Source organism: Porphyromonas sp. oral taxon 275 (assembly GCF_018127745.1).
Lineage (GTDB): Bacteria > Bacteroidota > Bacteroidia > Bacteroidales > Porphyromonadaceae > Porphyromonas.
On the sequence record NZ_CP072333.1, the window covers coordinates 1843684 to 1864561 of the forward strand.

Annotated in this window: 21 protein-coding genes; all 21 read right to left on the minus strand. The window is 58.7% G+C overall.

Going from position 1 to position 20878, the window contains the following annotated elements; all coding sequences use genetic code 11:
* Positions 1 to 97: 97 nt before the first annotated feature.
* Positions 98 to 2158 (minus strand): RagB/SusD family nutrient uptake outer membrane protein, encoded by a 2061-nt coding sequence (locus J4862_RS07365; protein ID WP_211788473.1) that lies wholly within the window; start codon positions 2156 to 2158, stop codon positions 98 to 100.
* An 11-nt stretch (positions 2159 to 2169) separates the two neighbouring features.
* The gene (locus tag J4862_RS07370) at positions 2170 to 5364 is read right to left on the minus strand and encodes a TonB-dependent receptor (protein ID WP_211788474.1); all 3195 of its coding nucleotides are present in this window, start codon (positions 5362 to 5364) and stop codon (positions 2170 to 2172) included.
* 1482 nt (positions 5365 to 6846) lie between these two features.
* A complete protein-coding gene (gene purL, locus J4862_RS07375; RefSeq protein WP_211788475.1) occupies positions 6847 to 10557 on the minus strand; it encodes a phosphoribosylformylglycinamidine synthase in 3711 nt (1236 codons plus the stop codon).
* A gap of 477 nt (positions 10558 to 11034) precedes the next feature.
* Positions 11035 to 11238 carry a hypothetical protein gene (locus J4862_RS07380; RefSeq protein ID WP_211788476.1) on the minus strand — a complete coding sequence of 68 codons (204 nt, stop codon included), beginning with the start codon at positions 11236 to 11238 and terminating at the stop codon, positions 11035 to 11037.
* An 80-nt stretch (positions 11239 to 11318) separates the two neighbouring features.
* On the minus strand, positions 11319 to 11588 hold the full coding sequence (gene rpsN, locus J4862_RS07385; protein ID WP_021667372.1) for a 30S ribosomal protein S14: 270 nt from the start codon (positions 11586 to 11588) through the stop codon (positions 11319 to 11321).
* A gap of 6 nt (positions 11589 to 11594) precedes the next feature.
* Complete coding sequence (gene rplE, locus J4862_RS07390; RefSeq protein WP_211788477.1) at positions 11595 to 12155, minus strand: 50S ribosomal protein L5; 561 nt, start codon at positions 12153 to 12155, stop codon at positions 11595 to 11597.
* Complete coding sequence (rplX, locus tag J4862_RS07395; RefSeq protein ID WP_211788478.1) at positions 12155 to 12475, minus strand: 50S ribosomal protein L24; 321 nt, start codon at positions 12473 to 12475, stop codon at positions 12155 to 12157. Before rplX ends, rplE begins: the two co-directional genes overlap by 1 nt.
* 19 nt (positions 12476 to 12494) lie before the next feature.
* A complete protein-coding gene (rplN, locus tag J4862_RS07400; RefSeq protein WP_211788479.1) occupies positions 12495 to 12860 on the minus strand; it encodes a 50S ribosomal protein L14 in 366 nt (121 codons plus the stop codon).
* A gap of 3 nt (positions 12861 to 12863) precedes the next feature.
* Positions 12864 to 13121 carry a 30S ribosomal protein S17 gene (rpsQ, locus tag J4862_RS07405; protein WP_044114910.1) on the minus strand — a complete coding sequence of 86 codons (258 nt, stop codon included), beginning with the start codon at positions 13119 to 13121 and terminating at the stop codon, positions 12864 to 12866.
* A 12-nt stretch (positions 13122 to 13133) separates the two neighbouring features.
* A complete protein-coding gene (gene rpmC / locus J4862_RS07410; RefSeq protein ID WP_211788480.1) occupies positions 13134 to 13331 on the minus strand; it encodes a 50S ribosomal protein L29 in 198 nt (65 codons plus the stop codon).
* 8 nt (positions 13332 to 13339) lie between these two features.
* The gene (rplP, locus tag J4862_RS07415) at positions 13340 to 13774 is read right to left on the minus strand and encodes a 50S ribosomal protein L16 (protein WP_009432248.1); all 435 of its coding nucleotides are present in this window, start codon (positions 13772 to 13774) and stop codon (positions 13340 to 13342) included.
* A gap of 22 nt (positions 13775 to 13796) precedes the next feature.
* Positions 13797 to 14546, minus strand: coding sequence for a 30S ribosomal protein S3 (gene rpsC / locus J4862_RS07420; protein ID WP_211788481.1), 750 nt, complete (start codon positions 14544 to 14546; stop codon positions 13797 to 13799).
* 5 nt (positions 14547 to 14551) lie between these two features.
* The gene (gene rplV, locus J4862_RS07425; RefSeq protein ID WP_211788482.1) at positions 14552 to 14956 is read right to left on the minus strand and encodes a 50S ribosomal protein L22; all 405 of its coding nucleotides are present in this window, start codon (positions 14954 to 14956) and stop codon (positions 14552 to 14554) included.
* A gap of 54 nt (positions 14957 to 15010) precedes the next feature.
* A complete protein-coding gene (rpsS, locus tag J4862_RS07430; protein WP_009432244.1) occupies positions 15011 to 15280 on the minus strand; it encodes a 30S ribosomal protein S19 in 270 nt (89 codons plus the stop codon).
* A 21-nt stretch (positions 15281 to 15301) separates the two neighbouring features.
* Positions 15302 to 16126, minus strand: coding sequence for a 50S ribosomal protein L2 (gene rplB, locus J4862_RS07435; protein WP_211788483.1), 825 nt, complete (start codon positions 16124 to 16126; stop codon positions 15302 to 15304).
* 7 nt (positions 16127 to 16133) lie between these two features.
* The gene (rplW, locus tag J4862_RS07440) at positions 16134 to 16427 is read right to left on the minus strand and encodes a 50S ribosomal protein L23 (protein WP_211788484.1); all 294 of its coding nucleotides are present in this window, start codon (positions 16425 to 16427) and stop codon (positions 16134 to 16136) included.
* A 17-nt stretch (positions 16428 to 16444) separates the two neighbouring features.
* Positions 16445 to 17077, minus strand: a complete 633-nt coding sequence (gene rplD / locus J4862_RS07445; protein ID WP_211788485.1) for a 50S ribosomal protein L4 — start codon at positions 17075 to 17077, stop codon at positions 16445 to 16447.
* Positions 17078 to 17698: a 50S ribosomal protein L3 gene (gene rplC / locus J4862_RS07450; protein WP_211788486.1), complete on the minus strand. Its 621-nt coding sequence runs from the start codon at positions 17696 to 17698 to the stop codon at positions 17078 to 17080. It lies immediately after the preceding gene.
* 21 nt (positions 17699 to 17719) lie between these two features.
* On the minus strand, positions 17720 to 18025 hold the full coding sequence (gene rpsJ, locus J4862_RS07455; RefSeq protein ID WP_211788487.1) for a 30S ribosomal protein S10: 306 nt from the start codon (positions 18023 to 18025) through the stop codon (positions 17720 to 17722).
* 21 nt (positions 18026 to 18046) lie between these two features.
* Positions 18047 to 20170 carry an elongation factor G gene (gene fusA / locus J4862_RS07460; protein ID WP_211788488.1) on the minus strand — a complete coding sequence of 708 codons (2124 nt, stop codon included), beginning with the start codon at positions 20168 to 20170 and terminating at the stop codon, positions 18047 to 18049.
* 15 nt (positions 20171 to 20185) lie between these two features.
* A complete protein-coding gene (gene rpsG / locus J4862_RS07465) occupies positions 20186 to 20662 on the minus strand; it encodes a 30S ribosomal protein S7 (protein WP_211788489.1) in 477 nt (158 codons plus the stop codon).
* Positions 20663 to 20878: the final 216 nt, after the last annotated feature.

Genomic DNA, 20878 nt, shown 5'->3' on the forward strand with positions numbered 1-20878 from the left:
GGACAGGATACAAAGGGGACGCGCCCCCAGGCGGCGTCAGCTCGAGGGCTGGCGTGCCTGGGGGCGCGTCCTTAGTATAGGGGCTATACGCTCGTGCTTACTTCAGCGCATAGGGCTTGTCCGCGCTGGTCGGCCAGTTGATATTCTGGTAGAAGTAGCTGGCGTCGACCTTACCCGTAGGCGAGCAGAGCTCCATCGTCTGTATGGTGACAGGCGCGAGGTAGTGCGCGAGGTAGAAGGTGTAGCCGTCGTACATCACGTTGTTGTTCTCCTTGGAGATGATCTGATAGGGACGGTGGTACACGCCGAGGCTGCGCGCCGAGAGGTTGGACTTAGAGGTACCATCGGCGACGATACGGCTCTTGTACTGGCCGCCTTCCTTGACGAAGTTACCCTGCTTGTCGCGCTCGATGAAGTAGGGGTAGGTGTACATCTTCGTCCAGATGTTGACGCCCTCGATCTGATAGTTCTTCACCTGGTCCATAGCACACCAGCGGACGAGGTCCTCATTGCGCATGCCTTCGCCAGCGAACTCACAGCGGCGCTCGCGGCGGATGCTGTAGAGCGTCTTGTCCACGGGCTGCCCTGCGGAGAAGGCACCCCAGTCGTAGGAGGCGCGGTTGACGTTGGCCTCCTTGCTCATATCCGTAGCCGCGATCGTCTCGTCGATCGAGCCCGTGATGCCGGCACGCTTACGCAGGGCATCCCAGTACTTACGCGCGTCGGCGTCGAGCGTCTTGGTCAGCTCGTAGCTTGCCTCGATGTAGTTGAGGTAAGCCTCGGAGGCGCGCAGGATGGGTACACCCGAGACGTCGTTCATCTCAGAGCCAGCACGCATGGCAGGGTCGTAGTTGTAGTACTTGCGCTGCGCGTAGCCCGTGACGTCACGTACCTCAGGCTTGTCGATCATATTGGGGAACTCGTAGGCACGTACCTCGCGCTTCTCCGTGTCGTAGAAGCGGGGAGTCTTCTCATCGAAGAGGAAGAGCGACAGGCGCTCGTCTCTGTCCTTCTTAACCTCCTCCAGCGTGGCGTCGGTGTAGCTACCCGTCTTGGCGTAGTAGGGCTTACCATCCTTCATTAGGAAGGACTCGACGAGCCCACGCGTCCAGCCCGAGTTGGTCCCCGAGATCAGCTGGTGGGAGACGAGGTGCACGATGCCGCGCTCCTTGTTGTACTGGCGCCACAGCAGGATCTCCGAGTAGCCCGCCAGGCTACGCGATGCGAACATCTCGTAGTAGGGATTCCAGCCGCTGAAGTTCGGCAGGTCGGGGTTCATCTTGTGGCTATTGGGCGTCAGCTCGACGGCATCGGCCACTACCTTGGCGGCGTTCTTAGCCTCGGTGAGGAAGAACTCTACCTCGGCCTGCTGGTTGAAGGTCTTGCCTGCGTTCCACTCCTTATCCTTACCGGGCCAGTTGGCATCGCCTGGCACACGACCCGAGCCGCGGTGGTGCAGCTCGAAGGTCCCCTCATAGAGGGCGACACGGCTCTTGAGGAGCTGAGCGGCGAGCTTCGTCAGGCGCTGGTTCGCTGGGTAGCTAGGACGCAGCATCGAGATAGCCTTGTCCAGGTCCTTGAGGATGAAGCGAGCCACCTCATTACGGGGCATACGGCGCGAGGCCTCGAGGATCAGCTGATCGTCCGTATCCTTGAGGATCTTCGTCTCATCGAGGATGGGGAAGTCGCCGTAGGAGGTCAGCACGTCGAAGTAAAGCATGGCACGGATGACGTAGGCCTCGCCGATGTAGTGCTTGATGTCGTCGGCGTTCCCCGTGATCGTCCCTGCCTCGTACTTCGGCAGTACGTTGCTGAGGAAGACATTGACATTGCGGATCGAGGAGATATCAGGCTGCCCCGTGCTCCCGACCTTCCACTGGTCATTGCTGAAGGTCTGGCGGTTGGGCTGGGTGCCGGCCTGGTTGTCCGTGCCGTTGTCATAGAGGGCGATCCCTGCGTTCCAGCGCCCACTACCATGCCCCTGGAAGATGGAGGCGTAGTAGTTGATGGGGAAGGTGCTCAGCTGGTCGGCCGTGTTGTAGTAGGCCTTGGGCCCGACCTGGTCCAGCGGATCGCGGTCGAGGACGTTGCACGAAGTGGTAGCCAGGGTAGCCAGTGCTAGCACCAGCGCCTTCTTAGTACTCTTATATAGGTTCATCGTAGTCAGGATTAGATATTGACGTTAAGCCCGAAGGAGATGACACGCTGCAGTGGATAGATCTTACCAGGACCCCAGTCACCACCCGTAGCCTCAGGGTCGAAGATCTTAGGCATCTTGGTGAAGGTCACGAGATTGTCCGCTGAGGTGTAGACACGTACGCGGCTCAGACCCCACTTGGTCGTCAGAGAGGTAGGCAGCGTGTAGCCGATCTGGAGGTTCTTGATACGCATGTAGGCAGCGTTCACGATGTAGCGGGACTGCGTCTGCATGTTCTTACCCCCAGCGCTGAAGAGCGGACGGGGCAGATAGGCGTTGAGGTTCGCACCGAGGGGGTCACCCTCTGGGCGGAAGAAGTCCCAGTGCTCCTTGAAGCCTGCCGCCTGCCACTGCCCAGCGCTGGTAGCACCGACCGAGTAAGGCGAAGCGTCGAACCAGTCGCGATGGCCTACGCCCTGCAGGAAGACGGAGACGTCAATACCATTCCACGAGGCGTCGAGGTTGAGACCGAACTTGTAGCGGGGTACGTTGTAGCCCAGGATGCTGAGGTCACCGTGATTGTCCAGGGTGCTGGCGCCGTCGGAGACCGTCTTGTCGCCGTTGAGGTCCTTGTACATGATGTCCCCAGCCTGCCAGTTGGAGCCCCAGGTGGGCTTGTTCTCCTTGAGGTGCTCGGTCATCTCCTGATTGCTCTTGGCGATACCGACGGTGGTGTAGCCCCAGATCTCACCGACACGCTTACCCGAGTACCAGGTACTGAGGCTACCGGTGGGGTTGTTGTACTCGGTGACCGTCTGGATGTCGTCGGAGAGGACGAGACGGGCGCCGTAGTTCACCTTACCGATGTTGTCGCGCCAGCGGAGCTCAGCTTCCCAGCCCTTAGAGACGAGGGTAGCGTTATTGACCTGAGGCAGGCCAGCACCGATGGTGAAGGGCTTGGGCGCAGGAGGACCGACCATGTCGCGCGTGGTGCGGTTGAAGTAGTCGAGCTGTCCCTGCAGTCTGTTGTTGAAGGCGCCGAAGTCCAGCCCGACGTTCCAGGACTCGATGCGCTCCCAGGTCAGCGAGCTGGAGACGAGGCCAGGGGAGTTGGATGTATTCTGTCGCTCGCCGTTGAGGACCCACTGAGAGTTGGCCGTACCGACGGGCTGGGCGAGGAACCAAGGATAGAGGGCCTTCACCTCAGTGTTCCCCAGCGTACCCCAGGAGCCACGGAGCTTGAGCATGGAGACGTGCTGCTTGAGCGGAGCGAAGAAGGCTTCGTTGGCGATGTTCCACCCGAGCGAGAAGGCGGGGAAGGTCGCCCAGCGCTTGTCGCCGATGAAGCGAGAGGAGCCGTTGCGACGCAGGGAGACCTCGAAGAGGTAGCGCTCGTCGTAGGCGTAGTTGAGACGTGCGAAGTACCCCATCGTAGCCCAGTGCGTGTAGCCACCATAGAGGCTAGGCTTGTCATTGGTAGCGGTGTTGACGGTCGCTACGTCGTTGGTGATGAGGTCGAGCTTGGTACCGCCGAGGTCGCGATACTTATTGATCTCAAGGTCAAGACCAGCTACGACCTTGACGTCGTGCTTGTCGGCGAAGAGGTGACGATACTCCCCGTAGTAGCGACCGTTGAAGTAGTTCGTCTTGTAGGCGTCCTCATGGACAGAGGTACGACCCGCGTCACCACCCTCGCGGCTGGTGAGGACAGGCTCGCCCTTCTTATCGTGGCTATAGATGGCGCGTACGTCCCAGTGGTTATTGGCCGAGGTGACGTTGTAGTTGTTCTCAGCGCGCAGCATCAGGCCTGCGATGGGTCGAGCCTCGAGGGTGATCTGCTGGGCGGAGTAGTCCTTCTGCGTGCGGTCGATCCCGCTACCCTCCATCTGGATGATTTCATTCCCTGCGACGTAGTGGCCGTTGGGGTCACGTACGGGGTTGGTCGGCCAGCGGCGGGCGATGTTGTGGAAGAAGAGGCCCGTCATGTAGCTGGGGCGGGAGTACTCCTCGCGCGTCCAGCGGTTGGTGTAGCCGAGGGTTAGCCAAGGGAGGATCTTGATGTTCATCTTGGCCGTGAGGTTGTAGCGCTTGAAGAGGTCCGAGCCGTGGCGGATGATCCCCTGCTGATCCAGGACAGCACCGCTGACGTAGTAGTTCACGTTGCCCGAGCCACCCGAGACGGAGAGGTTGTGCTCCTGTGTGGGGGCGTTCTTGCGATACATCTCGTCGAACCAGTTGGTGTTGGCCCAGGCGTTGGTATAGAGCGCCCAGTTCTGGTCACGATCGTTCCACTCGGTACCGAACTCATCGCCCTTCTCGCTGCGGCCAGCCTTGTAGGCCAGGATACGCTTCATCGCTGCGTCGTTGAAGACGACCCCGTTCCCGGAGTTGGCCCCTGCGGCGTTGAAGTACTTGGCGAACATCTCCGAGTCCATCATCTCAGGGATCTGCGTCGCGGTAGCGAAGCGCACATTACCCGTATAGGATACGCGGGGCTTGCCCTCACGGCCGCTCTTGGTCGTGATGAGGATTACCCCGAAGGCAGCACGCGAGCCGTAGATGGAGCTGGCGGAGGCATCCTTCAGGACGGAGATATTCTCGATATCGTTGGCCGACAGAGCGTTCATATCGCCCTCCGAGCCGTCGATCAGGATGAGCGGGCTAGCGTTGGAGCCCGAGCCAATCGTACCTGTACCACGGATGTCGATGCTCAGCTTGCTGTTCAGCGCACCCCCGCTATTACCTACGGAGAGGTTGAGGCCAGGGATCATCCCCTGCAGTGCCTGACCGACATTCTGCACAGGGCGAGCTGCCAGCGCCTTGGAGTCGAGCTGCGAGACGGCTCCCGTGAGGTTGACACGCTTCTGCGCACCATAGCCGACGACGACGACTTCCTGAGTGATCTTGGCGTCCTCGCTCAGCACGACATCGACGGTCGTGCGACCTGCGAGGGCTACCTCCTGCGTCTTCATCCCGATGAAGGAGAAGACCAGGGTGGCATTCTTAGCCACTCCCTTGAGGGAGTATTCGCCCTTCATGCCGGTCAGTGCTCCGTTAGACGTGCCCTTGACGCGGACCGAGACCCCAGGGAGGGCCTCCTTCTTGGCATCGGTGACCGTCCCCTTGACGGTGATCCCCTGTGCCCAGACCAGCGAAGGACTAGCCAGAAGCATCACTAAAGTGGCCAGGACAGCCACTAGTGATCGTACTCGTAAGAGATACTTCATGTTGTAGAGGTGTTAGTGTGGATTGATAGCGTTTAGTGTAGTTGTACGACCGAGGTCTATAGATAGAGCAAGCCGCCTCGTGGGTAGCTGCACCACGGCGCTGCCCCTAGGGGCTCCGCAGCGCGCCAGCCTCTTGGCGGCACCATTTGTATAATATGGTTAAATCCTTGCATCCTGCTCTGCAAACCTTTTGTGCCAAATTTAGACAAATTTGAAGCAATACAAAGCCGCGCCGAGGGATTGGATTTATTAAATTTTGATGATAAGTAAAGCCACTTAATATCATCACCTTACCAGCCTCCCAAGAAAGTCCCTAAGCAGCCCCCAAAGTCGCGCGCCGCGCCCCAAAGCGCCCGGGAGGCCCTAACGATCGAAGTATAAATTTATTCCCAGGCGTACATTATTTAACATATTCATACACTATCAGCGCCCTCCGAGACCGCCCGAAGCTCCTCCAAGGTCGCTCCCGAAGGCGGCAGCAGCAAAGCACGAGCAGCACCCAAGGATAAGCCTCTGAGCGCCCCACACAGGTGTGCTGCCGCGCTGGCGGACGCCCCATCCCGCCCTGAGGGATATCAGTCAGCTCGCTGACTGCCGTCGGTGGGCACCGTCACTGCCGTCAGTCAGCGCGCCGAGGGATAGCAGTCAGTACGCTGAAGGAGATAAGACGAATAAGCACGCAGACGACAGACCTAGCACAGCGCCACGCGACTTCGGAGGATCGCCCCTGTAGGGCTCTATACTTCTTTGTCCAAGCACCCCAGGGTTTGGTCGCCCTTACAGGGCTACGCACCCTGGGCTTTGAATAGGGTCGCCCCTATAGGGACTTAGCGCCATGAAGAACAAGCAGGCACACGGGTGGCTAGCGAACAGCGAGATCCGACATGCCAGCTGCGCCCTCCACACCGACTGCCTACGAACGGCCACGCAAGCCCCAGCGGGGCGATCCATCCAGAGCCTAGGGTGCGTAGCCCTGTAAGGGCGACCAAACCCTGGGTCAAGTCCCCCCCCAATATCCCCAAGAGCCCTACAGGGGCGACCCATAAGACGAATAAGCACGCAGACGACACACCTGGCACAGCGCCACGCGCCTTCGGAGGATCGCCCCTGTAGGGCTCTATACTTCTTTTATCCAAGCACCCCAGGGTTTGGTCGCCCTTACAGGGCTACGCACCCTGGGCTTTGAATAGGGTCGCCCCTATAGGGGCTTAGCACCATGAAGAACAAGCAGGCACACGGGTGGCTAGCGAACAGCGAGATCCGACATGCCAGCAGCGCCACCACGGGAAGCTAGCGGACGGCACGATTCACATACCAGTAGCACCCTCCGCACCTACAGCCTACGAACAGCCACGCAAGCAGGCACACAGCGGTCGTAGCGAAGCGGGGGCGGCGACTCAGCCCATATAAAGAAGCCCTGCGAGGCGGAGGCTGCCGCAGCAGCTCCGCCCCGCAGGGCTCTTTGCTTAGTCGCTCGGGAGGCTAGGCCTTCACCTGATGCGCGAGGCACCAGTCGTAGGCGTTGCGGAAGGCCTGCATCCAAGGAGTCACCTCATGCGCAGCACGCTCCCCCTCGGGGTAGTAGCCGCACTGCCAGGGGAAGATCGCTCGCTCGGGGTGCGGCATCAGCGCTAGATGACGGCCGTCGGCACTGCACAGCCCCGCGATCCCCTCGGGCGAGCCGTTGGGGTTGGCAGGGTAGCCTTCGTAGGCATAGCGGGCGATGACGTGGTAGCGGTCACTGCTGTAGGGCAGGTCGAACTTGCCCTCCCCGTGCGCCAGCCATACGCCGAGTTCGCTGCCAGCCAGATTGCCCAGCATCACGGAGTGGTTCTCAGGGATGGTGAGGCTGACGAAGGCGCTCTCGAACTTGTGCGAGTCGTTGTGCGCCATCTTGTGCTTCAGCTCGTGCTCGGGATAGAGCAGCTCCAGCTCGGCCATCAGCTGACAGCCGTTACAGATCCCGAGGCTGAGCGTATCGGGACGTGCATAGAAGCGGTCGAGCGTAGCCTTGGCGCGCTCATTGAAGAGGATACCCGCAGCCCAGCCCTTGGCCGAGCCCAGTACGTCGGAGTTGGAGAAGCCCCCGCAGAAGACGATGAGCTGCACCTCCTCCAGCGTCTCACGACCCGAGATGAGGTCCGTCAGGTGTACGTCCTTGACGTCGAAGCCTGCCAGCCAGAGGGCATAGGCCATCTCGCGCTCACCGTTCGTCCCCTTGTCGCGCAGGATCGCGGCACGCACGGGCGCCTTGGCACTGCGGTCGGGATCGAGGCCAAGGCTCGCGAGCTTGCCATCGAAGCCCTCGGGGAAGCGGAAGCGTAGCGGCTGTTCCTTGTAGTGCTCGAAGCGCTGGCGCGCCAGCTCCTCGCCACTCTGATGCTGATCCATGAGGTAGGAGGAGCGATACCACAGCTCGCGCTTCTGGTCGATATCCAGCTCGAGCCTGCGGCCGCCCTGATGCAGCGCGAGCGTGCGGCTGCCGAGGACAGGGGTCGCTAGGCGCACGAAGCCAAGGCTGGCATCACGCAGCAGCGCCTCCAGCTGCTCGGGGTCGCTGGTCTGCACGAGCACCCCAGGGTTCTCGGCGAAGAGGAGCTTGACCCAGTCGCTCTCGGGGAAGGCCGAGAGGTCGACGGAGAGCCCGCCCTCGGTGTGGCTGAAGCAGAGCTCCAGCAGCGCCGTGATGAGCCCGCCGCCCGAGATGTCGTGCCCCGCCACGAGGATGCCGCGGCGGAGGGCCTCCTGCACGGCGGCGAAGGCCTCGCGGAAGTACTCGGGCTCGGCGATGTAGGGCGTCTCGTCCCCCAGCTGACCGAGGGCCTGCGCCAGCGCAGAGCCGCCCAGCGCCAGCGGAGCGAAGCTGAAGTCGATATGGTAGACGGGATACTTGGGATCGAGGCGCAGCACGGGCGAGAGGATCTCCTTGACCTCCGAGACCTCAGCCATAGCGCTGATGATGACCGTGCCAGGGCTGAGCACCTTGGAGCCGTCGGGGTACTTCTGCGTCATGGAGAGCGAGTCCTTACCCGTGGGGATATTGATGCCGAGCGAGATCGCCAGATCCGAGGCAGCCTCTACGGCGTCGTAGAGACGAGCGTCTTCGCCGGGGTTGCGGCAGGGCCACATCCAGTTGGCACTCAGCGAGACGCCCTCCAGCCCGTAGGTCAGGGGGGCGAAAACGATATTGGTCAGCGCCTCGGCGATCGCCAGCTGCGAGCCTGCTACGGGGTCGACCAGCGCAGCCGCTGGGGCGTGCCCGATGGAGGTCGCCATACCCGAGCGGCCGCGGAAGTCCACAGCCATAGCGCCGCAGTCACTCAGCGGCAGCTGCAGCGGGCCCTGACACTGCTGGCGTGCCACGCGTCCCGTGACGGAGCGGTCGACCTTATTGGTCAGCCAGTCCTTACAGCCGACGCCTTCCTGCTGCAGCACCGCATCGAGGTACTGCTCCAGCTGGCTGGGCTCGTAGCGGAGGGCGGGCTGCTCCTGGGGCTGGCGGCTATCCCGCATATAGGTCTTCGGCGCCGAGCCGAACATATCCGAGAGCGCCAGGTCGATGGGACGCTCGCCGCGTGCGTTCTCGAAGGTCAGGTGCATGTCGTCCGTCGTCTCCCCGACGACGTACATCGGGGCGCGCTCGCGCTCGGCGATGTGGGCGATACGCTCCAGCGCCTCTTCCTCGACCAGCAGCCCCATACGCTCCTGGCTCTCATTGCCAATGATCTCCTTGTCGGAGAGCGTCTCGTCGCCGACGGGGAAGCGCTGGAGGTCGAAGTGCCCACCTGTCGTCTCGACGAGCTCGGAGAGGCAGTTGAGGTGCCCCCCTGCGCCGTGGTCGTGGATGGAGATGATGGGATTGTCCTCGCCCTCGGAGAGGGTGCGGATGACGTTCTGGACGCGCTTCTGCATCTCGGGATTGGAGCGCTGGACGGCGTTAAGCTCGATGGCGCCAGCGTACTGGCCCGTATTGACCGAGCTGACGGCGCCTCCGCCCATACCGATGCGGTAGTTATCTCCGCCGAGGAGGACGACCTTCTCACCGGGCTTGGGCGTGCCCTTCTGCGCATCGCTGCGGCGGGCATAGCCGACGCCGCCCGCAAGCATGATGACCTTGTCGAAGCCATAGTGCGCCTGGGGCGTGTCCTGCTCGAAGGTCAGCACCGAGCCGCAGATCAGCGGCTGGCCGAACTTATTCCCGAAGTCGCTCGCCCCATTGGATGCCTTCGTGAGGATCTGCTGTGGTGTCTGGTAGAGCCAGGGGCGCGCCTCGGTATACTGCTCCCAGCTACGCCTTGCCTCACTGCGTGGGTAGCTGGTCATATAGACGGCCGTACCCGCCAAGGGTACACTCGCACGGCCGCCCGCCATACGGTCGCGGATCTCGCCGCCCGTACCGGTGGCGGCACCGTTGAAGGGCTCGACGGTGGTGGGGAAGTTGTGCGTCTCGGCCTTGAGGCTCAGCACGCTGTCGATAGACTTACGGACGAAGAAGTCGGGCTTATCCCCAGAGGCGGGGGCAAACTGCTCCAGCGCCTGAGGTCCGTCGATGAAGGCGACATTGTCCTTGTAGGCAGAGACTAGGTGGTTGGGATTGGCGGCACTGGTGTCCTTGATCATGGAGAAGAGCGAGCGCTCCTGCTCCTCGCCGTCAAGGACGAAGGTACCACCGAAGATCTTGTGACGGCAGTGCTCACTATTGACCTGCGAGAAGCCGAAGAGCTCGCTGTCGGTGAGCGGACGCCCTAGGCGTCCTGCCAGCTCCTCGAGGTAGACGATCTCCTCCTCGCTCAGGGCAAGCCCCTCAGCCTCATTGTAGGCACGGATATCCGTAACAGAGGCGATGGGCGCCGCGCTGAAGTCCGTGACGAAGACCGACTGATCCAGCCCCTCATAGCGGTGCTGCAGCATGGGGTCGTAGGCGGCGTCCGCCGTGGCGACCTCGGTAAACTCCTCGATGCGCTTCACGCCGGGGATGTTCATATTGCGGACGATCTCCACGGCATTGGTGCTCCAGGGGGTCACCAGCTCGCGGCGAGTACCGACGAAGTGTCCTTTAAGCTCGCGCTCGGCAAGGGGCTCGGCCCCTGCGAAGAGCCATATCAGACGATCAAGAGAGGTGGGATCTAGTGCCTCCTGGCTCTCTACCACGTAGAGGGTAGCTCGCTGAGGCTGGCGAAAGAAGGTAATCATTCGGTAGGTCTTATCCTAGTCTAGTATAGTGAACAGACGTGCGGTGAGCGCCTGTAAAGACGCCACTTAGCGCCACAAAGATACGCAAAAGGCTCGGAGGCCACGCCGCACCACGCTGCCCGAGGCGCTAGCCCCGTGTATTCCGCGTCTGCCGCCCCCCTACTCCGCCCCATCCTATCCGAAGAACCCGACCCGAGGCAGCCTGCTGCGCTACGCCCGACGCTGCCGACCTTCCCCACGTCTCCTAAGGACGCTGTCCAGCCTCTAGAGCCGAGCAAGGGTGCTAGGCTGGGACAGCAAGGACGCTTCAAGGCCAGTCCTATTCGGGGGCTTGGCCCATCGAGACGAAGCCTGAGACGCGTAGCAAACGAGGAAGGCGAGCTAAGGGAGGCCCTATATATATGTAGCGCGAGAAAGAGCGGGAAAGCGCGGAGGGCGAAGCTGAGGAGCTAGAGACAGCGGGGCTGAGGGCTGAGCTTAGCGACGGCAGACGCCGCAGCTATTCCCCGGCAGGGAGCAATGACGGCAGTAGCGGCAGTTCTTGCACACACGGCAGGACTTACTGCCCGTACAGCCGCGACGCTCGAGCGTCTGGGCGTAGGCATAGTAGCAGCTCGCTCCCGCCCCCACGAGGAGCACGGAGAAGAGCAGCGCGTAGAGGAGTCGCTTCTTGGTAAGCATAGGAAGGAGGGAAAAAGGAAGCGCCCCTCACCCTGCCGTACGGCGGAGTGAGGGGCGCTATCATTGGGGATAAGGCACTATTACCAGCTAGCCTTCTTCACACCAGGGATGAGACCGGCAGAAGCCATCTCACGGAACTGGATACGAGAGATACCGAACTGGCGCATGTAGCCCTTAGGACGACCCGTCATGCTGCAGCGGTTGTGCAGACGTACGGGCGAAGCATTCTTAGGCAGAGCCTGAAGCGCTTCGTAGTTACCTTCGGCCTTGAGCTGAGCACGCTTGGCAGCATACTTAGCGACGAGCTTCGCACGCTTTACCTCGCGTGCCTTCATTGATTCCTTTGCCATAGTATATTAGTTGCCTTTCTTAGCGTTCTTGAATGGGAGGCCGAACTCCTTGAGCAGGGCATAGCCTTCTTCGTCCGTCTGAGCGGAGGTGACGAAGGTGATGTTCATACCCAGGATCTTCGTGATGCCATCGAGGTTGATCTCGGGGAAGATGATCTGCTCGCTGATACCGAGGGTATAGTTACCACGGCCGTCGAACTTGCTTTCGATCCCCTTGAAGTCACGGATACGAGGCAGGGCGATGCGGATGAGGCGCTCGAGGAACTCGTACATCTGCTCGCGGCGGAGCGTCACCATGACACCGATAGGCATCTTCTTACGGAGCTTGAAGTTGGAGATATCCTTCCTCGAGACCGTAGCGACAGCCTTCTGACCGGTGATGGCGGAGAGCTCAGCGATAGCTACGTCGATGATCTTCTTATCAGCGGTAGCGATACCGAGGCCCTGGTTGATGACGATCTTCTTGAGGACGGGCACCTGCATGCGGGACTGGTAGCCGAACTGCTCGATCAGGGCAGGAACGATGCGTTCCTTGTATTCGTTCTTAAGACTTGCAGTGTTGCTCATTACTTGATCTCCTCTCCTGACTTTTTGGAATAACGTACGAGCTTCCCTTCGTCATTGAGGCGACGACCTACACGCGTAGCCTTACCCGTCTTAGGATCTAGGACGTTGAGCTTAGCGATGTGGATAGGAGCTTCCTTCTTCTCGATACCCCCCTGAGGGTTCTTTGCGCTGGGCTTAGCGTGCTTAGCGACGATGGCGATACCCTCGACGATCGCGCGCTGCTTGTCGACCAGGACCTCGAGGACGCGGCCCTTCTTGCCCTTGTCAGCACCACTGAGGACGACGACCTGGTCGCCCTTCTTGATATGTAACTTACTCATTTCTTCTTCGTCTTTAGGATTAGAGGACTTCAGGCGCGAGAGAAACGATCTTCATATTCGTGGCGCGCAGCTCACGAGCTACAGGACCGAAGATACGGCTACCACGCATTTCGCCAGCGGCGTTGAGGAGGACGCAAGCGTTGTCATCGAAGCGGATGTAGGAGCCGTCGGGACGACGTACTTCCTTCTTCGTGCGGACGATGATAGCCTTGGAGACGACACCCTTCTTCAGATCCGAGGAGGGGATGACGCTCTTGACAGCTACTACGATGATATCACCGACAGAGGCATAGCGTCGACGCGTACCCCCGAGGACGCGGATGCAGAGGGCTTCCTTAGCACCGCTGTTGTCAGCTACTACGAGTCTTGATTCTTGCTGGATCATATACTACTTAGCTCTTTCGATAATATTGACTAGTCTCCATCTCTTGGTACGACTCAGAGGACGCGTCTCCATGATACGGACCGTATCACCGATGTTGCACTCGTTCTTCTCGTCGTGTGCATGGTACTTCTTCGTCTTGTTGACGAACTTACCATAGATAGGGTGCTTCTCCTTCCACTTGACCGCGACCGTGATGGTCTTGTCCATCTTATTGGAAGAAACAACGCCTACACGTTCTTTTCTTAATCTTCTCTGTTCCATCGGGAGGACACATTAATTGTTGTTGAGTTCACGCTCACGAAGAACGGTCTTCATCTGAGCGATCGTGCGACGCATACGGCGGATCTCAGCTGGGCTATCAGCTGGCGTGACCGCGTGGTCGATGCGCTTCTTGTTGTAAGCTGCTTCCTCAGCTACCACACGCTCCTGTAGCTCGGGCGTGGTGAGCGCCTTGATCTCTGCTAACTTCATCTCTTCTATTACAGGTTGGTGTTGGACATATCGTAGTCACGGCGGACGACGAACTTGGTAGTTACGGGGAGCTTCTGAGCGGCTAGGCGAAGTGCTTCCTTAGCGATCTCGAAGGATACACCCTCGATCTCGAAGAGCATACGACCTGGAGTAACGTTGGCGACGAAGCCCTCGGGCGAACCCTTACCCTTACCCATTCGGACGTCGGCAGGCTTCTTGGTGATGGGCTTATCTGGGAAGATACGCACCCATACCTGACCCTGACGCTGCATGTAGCGCGTCACCGCGATACGAGCAGCCTCGATCTGGCGGCCGGTGATCCAGCGTGTGCCGAGGGACTTGATCCCGAAAGAACCGAAGGCGAGCTGATTGCCACGCTGAGCGTTGCCCTTAGCACGACCCTTTTGGACTCTTCTAAACTTAGTTTTCTTAGGTTGTAACATTGCTGTCTTCTGTTCTTATACGTTAGCGATTGCCCCCGCGACGACCGTCACGACGGTCACGGCGACCACCGTCACGGCGCTCACGGCCGTCACGACGACCTGCCTGGCCGGGCTGGGGGTTGGTGAACGAAGGAGCGAGATCACGCTTGCCGTAGACTTCGCCCTTGCAGATCCACACCTTGATACCGAGGATACCGACCTTCGTCAGAGCCTCAGCCTGAGCGTAGTCGATGTCGGCACGCAGCGTGTGCAGAGGCGTACGACCCTCCTTGAACATCTCGGAGCGAGCGATTTCGGCACCATTCAGACGACCAGAGATCTGTATCTTGATCCCTTCTGCGCCACCACGCATAGCAGCGCCGATGGCGCCCTTGACTGCACGGCGGTACGCGATCTTCCCCTCGAGCTGGCGAGCGATGTTATCAGCAACGATCGCAGCGTCGATATCTGGACGACGTACTTCAAAGATGTTGATCTGAACATCCTTGTTGGTGATCTTCTTCAGCTCTTCCTTGAGCGTATCTACATCCTGTCCACCCTTACCGATGACGACACCAGGACGTGCCGTGCAGATGGTGATGGTGACGTGCTTGAGGGCACGCTCGATAACGATACGAGAGACACTTGCCTTAGCCAGACGGACGCTCAGGTAGCGACGTAGACGGCTATCTTCGAGAAGCTTCTCACCGTACTTACGACCGCCATACCAGTTGGAATCCCATCCACGGATGTATCCCAAACGACTGCTAATAGGATTAATCTTTTGTCCCATCTGGTTTAGTTCTCTTTATTGGTTATTGAATCGACAAAGATCGTGACGTGGTTCGAACGCTTGCGGATGCGGTACCCACGACCCTGAGGGGCGGGGCGCATACGCTTGAGCGTAGCTGCTCCGTCGACGAAGATGCGCGAGATGTAGAGCTCGCCATCCTCGGCCTTGCGTCCGTTCTTCTCTTCCCAGTTAGCGATAGCCGAGCGGAGGAGCTTCTCCACGCGTGCCGACGCTTCCTTGTTAGAGAACTTGAGTACCCCGAGGGCACGACCTACTTCCATACCGCGCACCAGGTCAGCCACCAGACGCATCTTGCGAGGCGAGGTGGGGACGTTGCGCAGGGAAGCGAAGTACGTGGACTTCAGGGCTTCCTTTCTTCCTTCGGCTGATATTTTCTTTCTTGCACCCATTTCTTTAATCTTACTTAGTTCAGAGGTCTGAAGTGTGAATTACTTCCAGCCGAATTACTTCTTCTTGTTGCCACCATGACCACGGAAGGTACGCGTGGGGGAGAATTCCCCTAGCTTGTGACCGACCATGTTCTCCGTGATGAACACGGGGATGAACTTGTTCCCGTTGTGTACGGCAATCGTATGACCGACGAAGTCAGGGCTGATCATCGAGGCACGAGCCCAAGTCTTGATGACGACCTTCTTGCCAGATTCATTCATCGCCAAGACCTTCTTCTCGAGCTTCAGGTTGATATATGGACCTTTCTTTAGTGAACGACTCATAGTTCTTTTGCTTTAATCAGATTACTTCTTACGTCTCTCGATGATGTACTTCGACGAGTGCTTCTTAGGAGCACGCGTCTTGAGACCCTTAGCGTAGAGACCCTTACGAGAGCGTGGGTGACCACCGCTTGCGCGACCTTCACCACCACCCATTGGGTGATCAACAGGGTTCATGACGACACCACGGTTGTGAGGACGGCGACCGAGCCAGCGGCTGCGACCAGCCTTACCGGAGCGCTCCAGCGCGTGGTCGGAGTTACCTACGGCACCGATGGTAGCCTTACAAGCGGAGAGGATGCGGCGGGTTTCACCCGAAGGCATCTTGATGACCGCATAGAGACCTTCACGAGAGGTAAGCTGAGCGAAGACACCCGCGGAGCGGACCATCTTGGCTCCCTGACCTGGACGAAGCTCGATGTTGTGGATGATCGTACCCACAGGGATGTTAGCCAGTGGCAGGCTATTCCCTACTTCGGGGGCAGCTTCGGCACCCGACATCACTGTCTGACCTACCTGCAGGCCGTTGGGAGCGAGGATATAGGCCTTCGCACCATCGGCGTAGTACAGCAGAGCGATACGAGCCGTACGATTGGGGTCGTACTCGATGCTCTTGACCGTAGCAGGGATACCGTCCTTATTTCTCTTGAAGTCGATGAGACGCAGCTTCTGCTTGTGACCACCACCGATGTAGCGCATGGTCATCTTACCGGTGTTGTTACGACCACCGGACTTTCTCTTACCTACGACAAGAGACTTCTCTGGTGCGCTGGCAGTGATGTTATCGAACGCACCAATAACCTTATGTCTTTGCCCCGGGCTAGTGGGCTTCAGTTTACGTATTGCCATTATTTACTTAGATATTAGCGTAAAAGTCAATGGTCTGACCATCCTGGAGGGTAACGACGGCCTTCTTAAACGCAGCGAACTTGCCGCGTATGAGTCCACTCTTCGTATAGCGAGCCTTACGCTTGCCGCTATAGTTTACGGTGTTTACACTCTCGACCTTTACATTATACAGAGCCTCGACAGCCTTCTTGATCTCGATCTTGTTGGCATCGGGAGAGACGCGGAAGACGTAGCGTTCAGCCTTCTTCTCCGTCAGGGCAGTAGTCTTCTCCGTGATTACGGGCTTGATGATGATTCCCATTCTTCGTATCTCCTTTATTATGCCTTAAACTGTTCGTTGATCACAGCCACAGCCGCTTCGCTCAGGACGAGCTTCTTGCAGTCGAGCACCGAGTAGGTGTTCAGCTGGAAGGCGTTCATCACGCGAGCCGTGCGGATGTTGCGCGAAGAGAGGACGAGGTTGTCCGTGAGGGCTTCGACTACGAAGAGCGCCTTCTGACCTTCGATCTTCAGAGCCTTCGTGAGGGCGATGAAGTCCTTAGTCTTGGGGGCAGCGAAGTCGTAGTTCTCCACCACGATGATCTCCTGCTTCTGGGCCTTGTAGGTCAGTGCGGAGCGACGAGCCAGCGCCTTAAGCTTCTTGTTGAGCTTGAAGCTGTAGTCGCGGGGCGTGGGGCCGAAGACGCGACCACCACCGACGAGCACGGGCGAGTTGATATCCCCGCGGCGAGCACCGCCACCGCCCTTCTGGCGGATGAGCTTGCGCGTACTACCGGAGATCTCGCTACGCTCCTTAGACTTGTGCGTACCCTGACGCTGGTTGGCCAAGTATTGCTTTACGTCCAAGTAGATGGCGTGGTCGTTTGGCTTCTCGATGGCGAAGATCGCGTCATCGAGGACGATCTTGCGACCGGTATCTTCTCCCTTGATATTATATATGCTCAGTTCCATTTACTTTTCGATTGCAACGATTGAACCTTTAGCACCAGGCACGCTCCCCTTGATGAGCAGGAGGTTGTGCTCGGGCATTACCTTGATCACTTCGAGGTTCTGAACGGTCACGCGCTCAGCACCCATCTGGCCCGCCATGCGCGTTCCCTTGAAGACCTTCGCAGGGTAGGAGCACGCACCAACAGAACCAGGAGCACGGAGTCGATTGTGCTGACCGTGGGTCGTCTGGCCGACACCGCCGAAGCCGTGACGCTTGACTACACCCTGGAAACCCTTACCCTTCGACGTACCGACGACGTCTACGAAGACCGTGTCAGCGAAGAAGTTGACGTCGATCACATCTCCCAGATTGTACTGAGAGCAGTCGAAACCCTTGAACTCGGCCAAGTGGCGCTTGGGAGCGACGCCGGCCTTCTGGAAGTGACCCTGAAGGGGCTTGGACGTGTGCTTTTCCTTAGCATCCACGAAGCCCAGCTGAAGAGCTTCGTAGCCGTCCTTTTCCAGAGACTTGATCTGCGTCACTACGCAAGGTCCTACTTCAATAACAGTGCATGGGACGTTCTTCCCCTCGGCACTGAAAACGGATGTCATTCCGATTTTCTTTCCTAATAAACCTGGCATTTCAGTTTCTTATTTAGTTGATCACACCTTGATTTCTACTTCTACACCGCTGGGCAGCTCGAGCTTCATTAGCGCATCGATCGTCTCAGCCGTCGAGTTGTAGATATCGATGAGTCGCTTGTAGGAGCTGAGCTCGAACTGCTCGCGAGACTTCTTGTTGACGAAGGTCGAGCGGTTCACCGTGAAGATACGCTTGTGCGTAGGCAGGGGAATTGGTCCGCTGACCACAGCGCCGGTAGCCTTGACGGTCTTGACGATCTTCTCTGCCGACTTGTCGAGCAGCGTATGATCGTACGACTTCAACTTGATTCTAATCTTTTGGCTCATATCTCTAGTTGGTAATACTATTTACTTGATGAGATCTACACGACCGCCGACTTCCTCGAGGACCTGACGCGCGATGGATGCAGATACGGGTTCGTAGTGCGAGAAGGTCATCGACGAGGTAGCGCGACCAGAGGTGATCGTACGCAGGCTCGTGACGTAGCCGAACATCTCAGCCAGGGGCACCGAAGCCTTCACCAGGCGAGCGCCGGATGGCGTACTGTCCATACCCTCGACCTGACCGCGACGCTTGTTGAGGTCACCGATCACGTCACCCATGCTTTCCTCAGGCGTATCGACCTCGAGATGCATGATAGGCTCGAGGAGGACGGGGCCTGCCTGTGCCGATGCGTTCTTGAAGGCCTGGATAGCACAGATCTCGAAGGAGAGCTGATCCGAGTCAACGGGGTGGAACGAACCATCGAGCAGCGTGACCTTCAGCTTGTCCAGAGCATAGCCTGCTAGGACACCGTTGGTCATAGCCTTCTGGAAGCCCTTCTGTACCGAGGGGATGAATTCCTTAGGCACGTTACCGCCCTTCACTTCGTCGACGAACTGCAGGTCGCCTTCGAAGCCTTCGTCAGCGGGCTCTACGCGTACGATGATGTCAGCGAACTTACCACGCCCCCCAGTCTGCTTCTTGTAGACTTCGCGGAGCTCGACGGGCTTAGTGATCGCTTCCTTGTACGATACCTGGGGCTTACCCTGGTTAGCCTCTACCTTGAATTCACGCTTCAGACGGTCGATGATGATCTCCAGGTGGAGCTCACCCATACCGCTGATGACGGTCTGGCCGGTCTCTTCGTTGGTCTGCACACGGAAGGTGGGATCTTCTTCGGCCAGCTTAGCCAGACCGACACCCATCTTATCCATATCCTTCTGCGTCTTGGGCTCGACGGCGATACCGATCACGGGCTCGGGGAAGTCGATCGACTCGAGGACGATAGGATTATTCTCGTCGCAGAGCGTGTCCCCCGTACGGATGTCCTTGAAGCCGACACCTGCACCGATGTCACCGCAGCCGATGACCTCCATGGGGTTCTGCTTGTTGGAGTGCATCTGGAAGAGACGCGAGATACGCTCCTTCTTCTCAGAGCGCGTGTTGTAGACGTAAGAGCCTGCGGGCAGCTCACCAGCGTAGACGCGGAAGAAGCAGAGGCGACCTACGTAGGGGTCGGTAGCGATCTTGAAGGCCAGTGCCGTCAGAGGCGAGCTGGGGTCGACCTTGCGGACGATCTCCTTCTCGGGATCGCGGGGATCCGTACCGATGACCTCGGGCGTATCCATAGGGCTGGGCAGGTAAGCAGCGACTGCGTCGAGCAGCGTCTGTACCCCCTTGTTCTTGAAGGACGAACCGCAGAGCATGGGGTTGATCTTCATCGCGAGCGTACCCTTACGCAGAGCAGCGCGGATCTCATCTTCGGTGATCGTGGAAGGATCCTCGAAGTACTTCTCCATCAGGACGTCGTCGCAGTCAGCCAGAGCCTCGAGCATCTTGTCGCGCCACTCCTCAGCCTCAGCCTGGAGCTCAGCAGGGATGTCGACTACGTCATAGTGCGAACCCATGGTCTCATCGTCCCAGACCAGAGCCTTCATCGTCACGAGGTCAACGACCCCACGGAAGGTCTCTTCCTGACCGACAGGAATCTGGATGGGGCAAGGCGTAGCACCCAGGATGGTCTTGATCTGGCGGACAACCTCGAAGAAGTTGGCACCCGAGCGGTCCATCTTGTTGACGTAGCAGATACGGGGTACGCGGTACTTGTCGGCCTGACGCCATACCGTCTCACTCTGAGGCTGTACACCACCGACAGCGCAGAAGGTGGCGATAGCACCGTCGAGGATACGGAGCGAGCGCTCTACCTCTACAGTGAAGTCCACGTGCCCTGGGGTGTCGATCAGATTGATCTTATACTTCGTATTGTCGTAGTTCCAGAAGGTCGTCGTAGCAGCAGAGGTGATCGTGATACCACGCTCCTGCTCCTGCTCCATCCAGTCCATCGTAGCGCCACCATCGTGTACTTCACCGATCTTGTGCGTCAGACCGGTGTAGAAGAGGATACGCTCGGACGTGGTCGTCTTCCCGGCATCGATGTGGGCCATGATGCCGATATTTCTCGTAAGTTCTAGGTGTTTGTGGTCAGCCATTGTCTTTTGCCTTTCTTAGAATCTGAAGTGAGCAAATGCACGGTTGGCTTCGGCCATACGGTGCATATCTTCCTTACGCTTGAAGGCAGCACCCTGGCTATTGAACGCATCCACGATCTCTGCTGCAAGCTTGTCTGCCATGGTCTTACCACCACGCTTGCGAGCAAAGAGGATGAGGTTCTTCATGGAGATAGATTCCTTTCGCTCGGCGCGGATTTCCGTAGGCACCTGGAAGGTAGCACCACCGATACGGCGGCTCTTTACTTCTACCTGAGGAGTGATGTTGTCGAGGGCGGCCTTCCAGATATCCAGGCTGGTCTTTTCCTCCTGCTGGATCTTCTTGCCGACAATCTCGAGGGCGGAGTAGAAGATATCGAAGGCGATATTCTTCTTACCGTCGTACATCAGGTGATTTACGAACTTCGTCACCTTTACGTCACCAAATACGGGATCAGGTAGTACCTGTCTCTTTTTGGGCTTAGCTTTTCTCATTGCTTGTTTTAATTGCGTTTCTGTCGATTGGTTGTGCTTGGATCGTCTTCACCGCCCCCGCTGGAGCAGTTACTCAACCTTGCTAGCCTATCCAACGAACTCAAGAAACTTGGTTCTATTGTTACTGAGCTATGCCCTCTCCTGGAGGGCGTCCCGCAGCCTAGCGCTAGCGACCTCTCGGCCTAGAGAGAGGCGGCGGGTGGGGCGAGGAGTGGT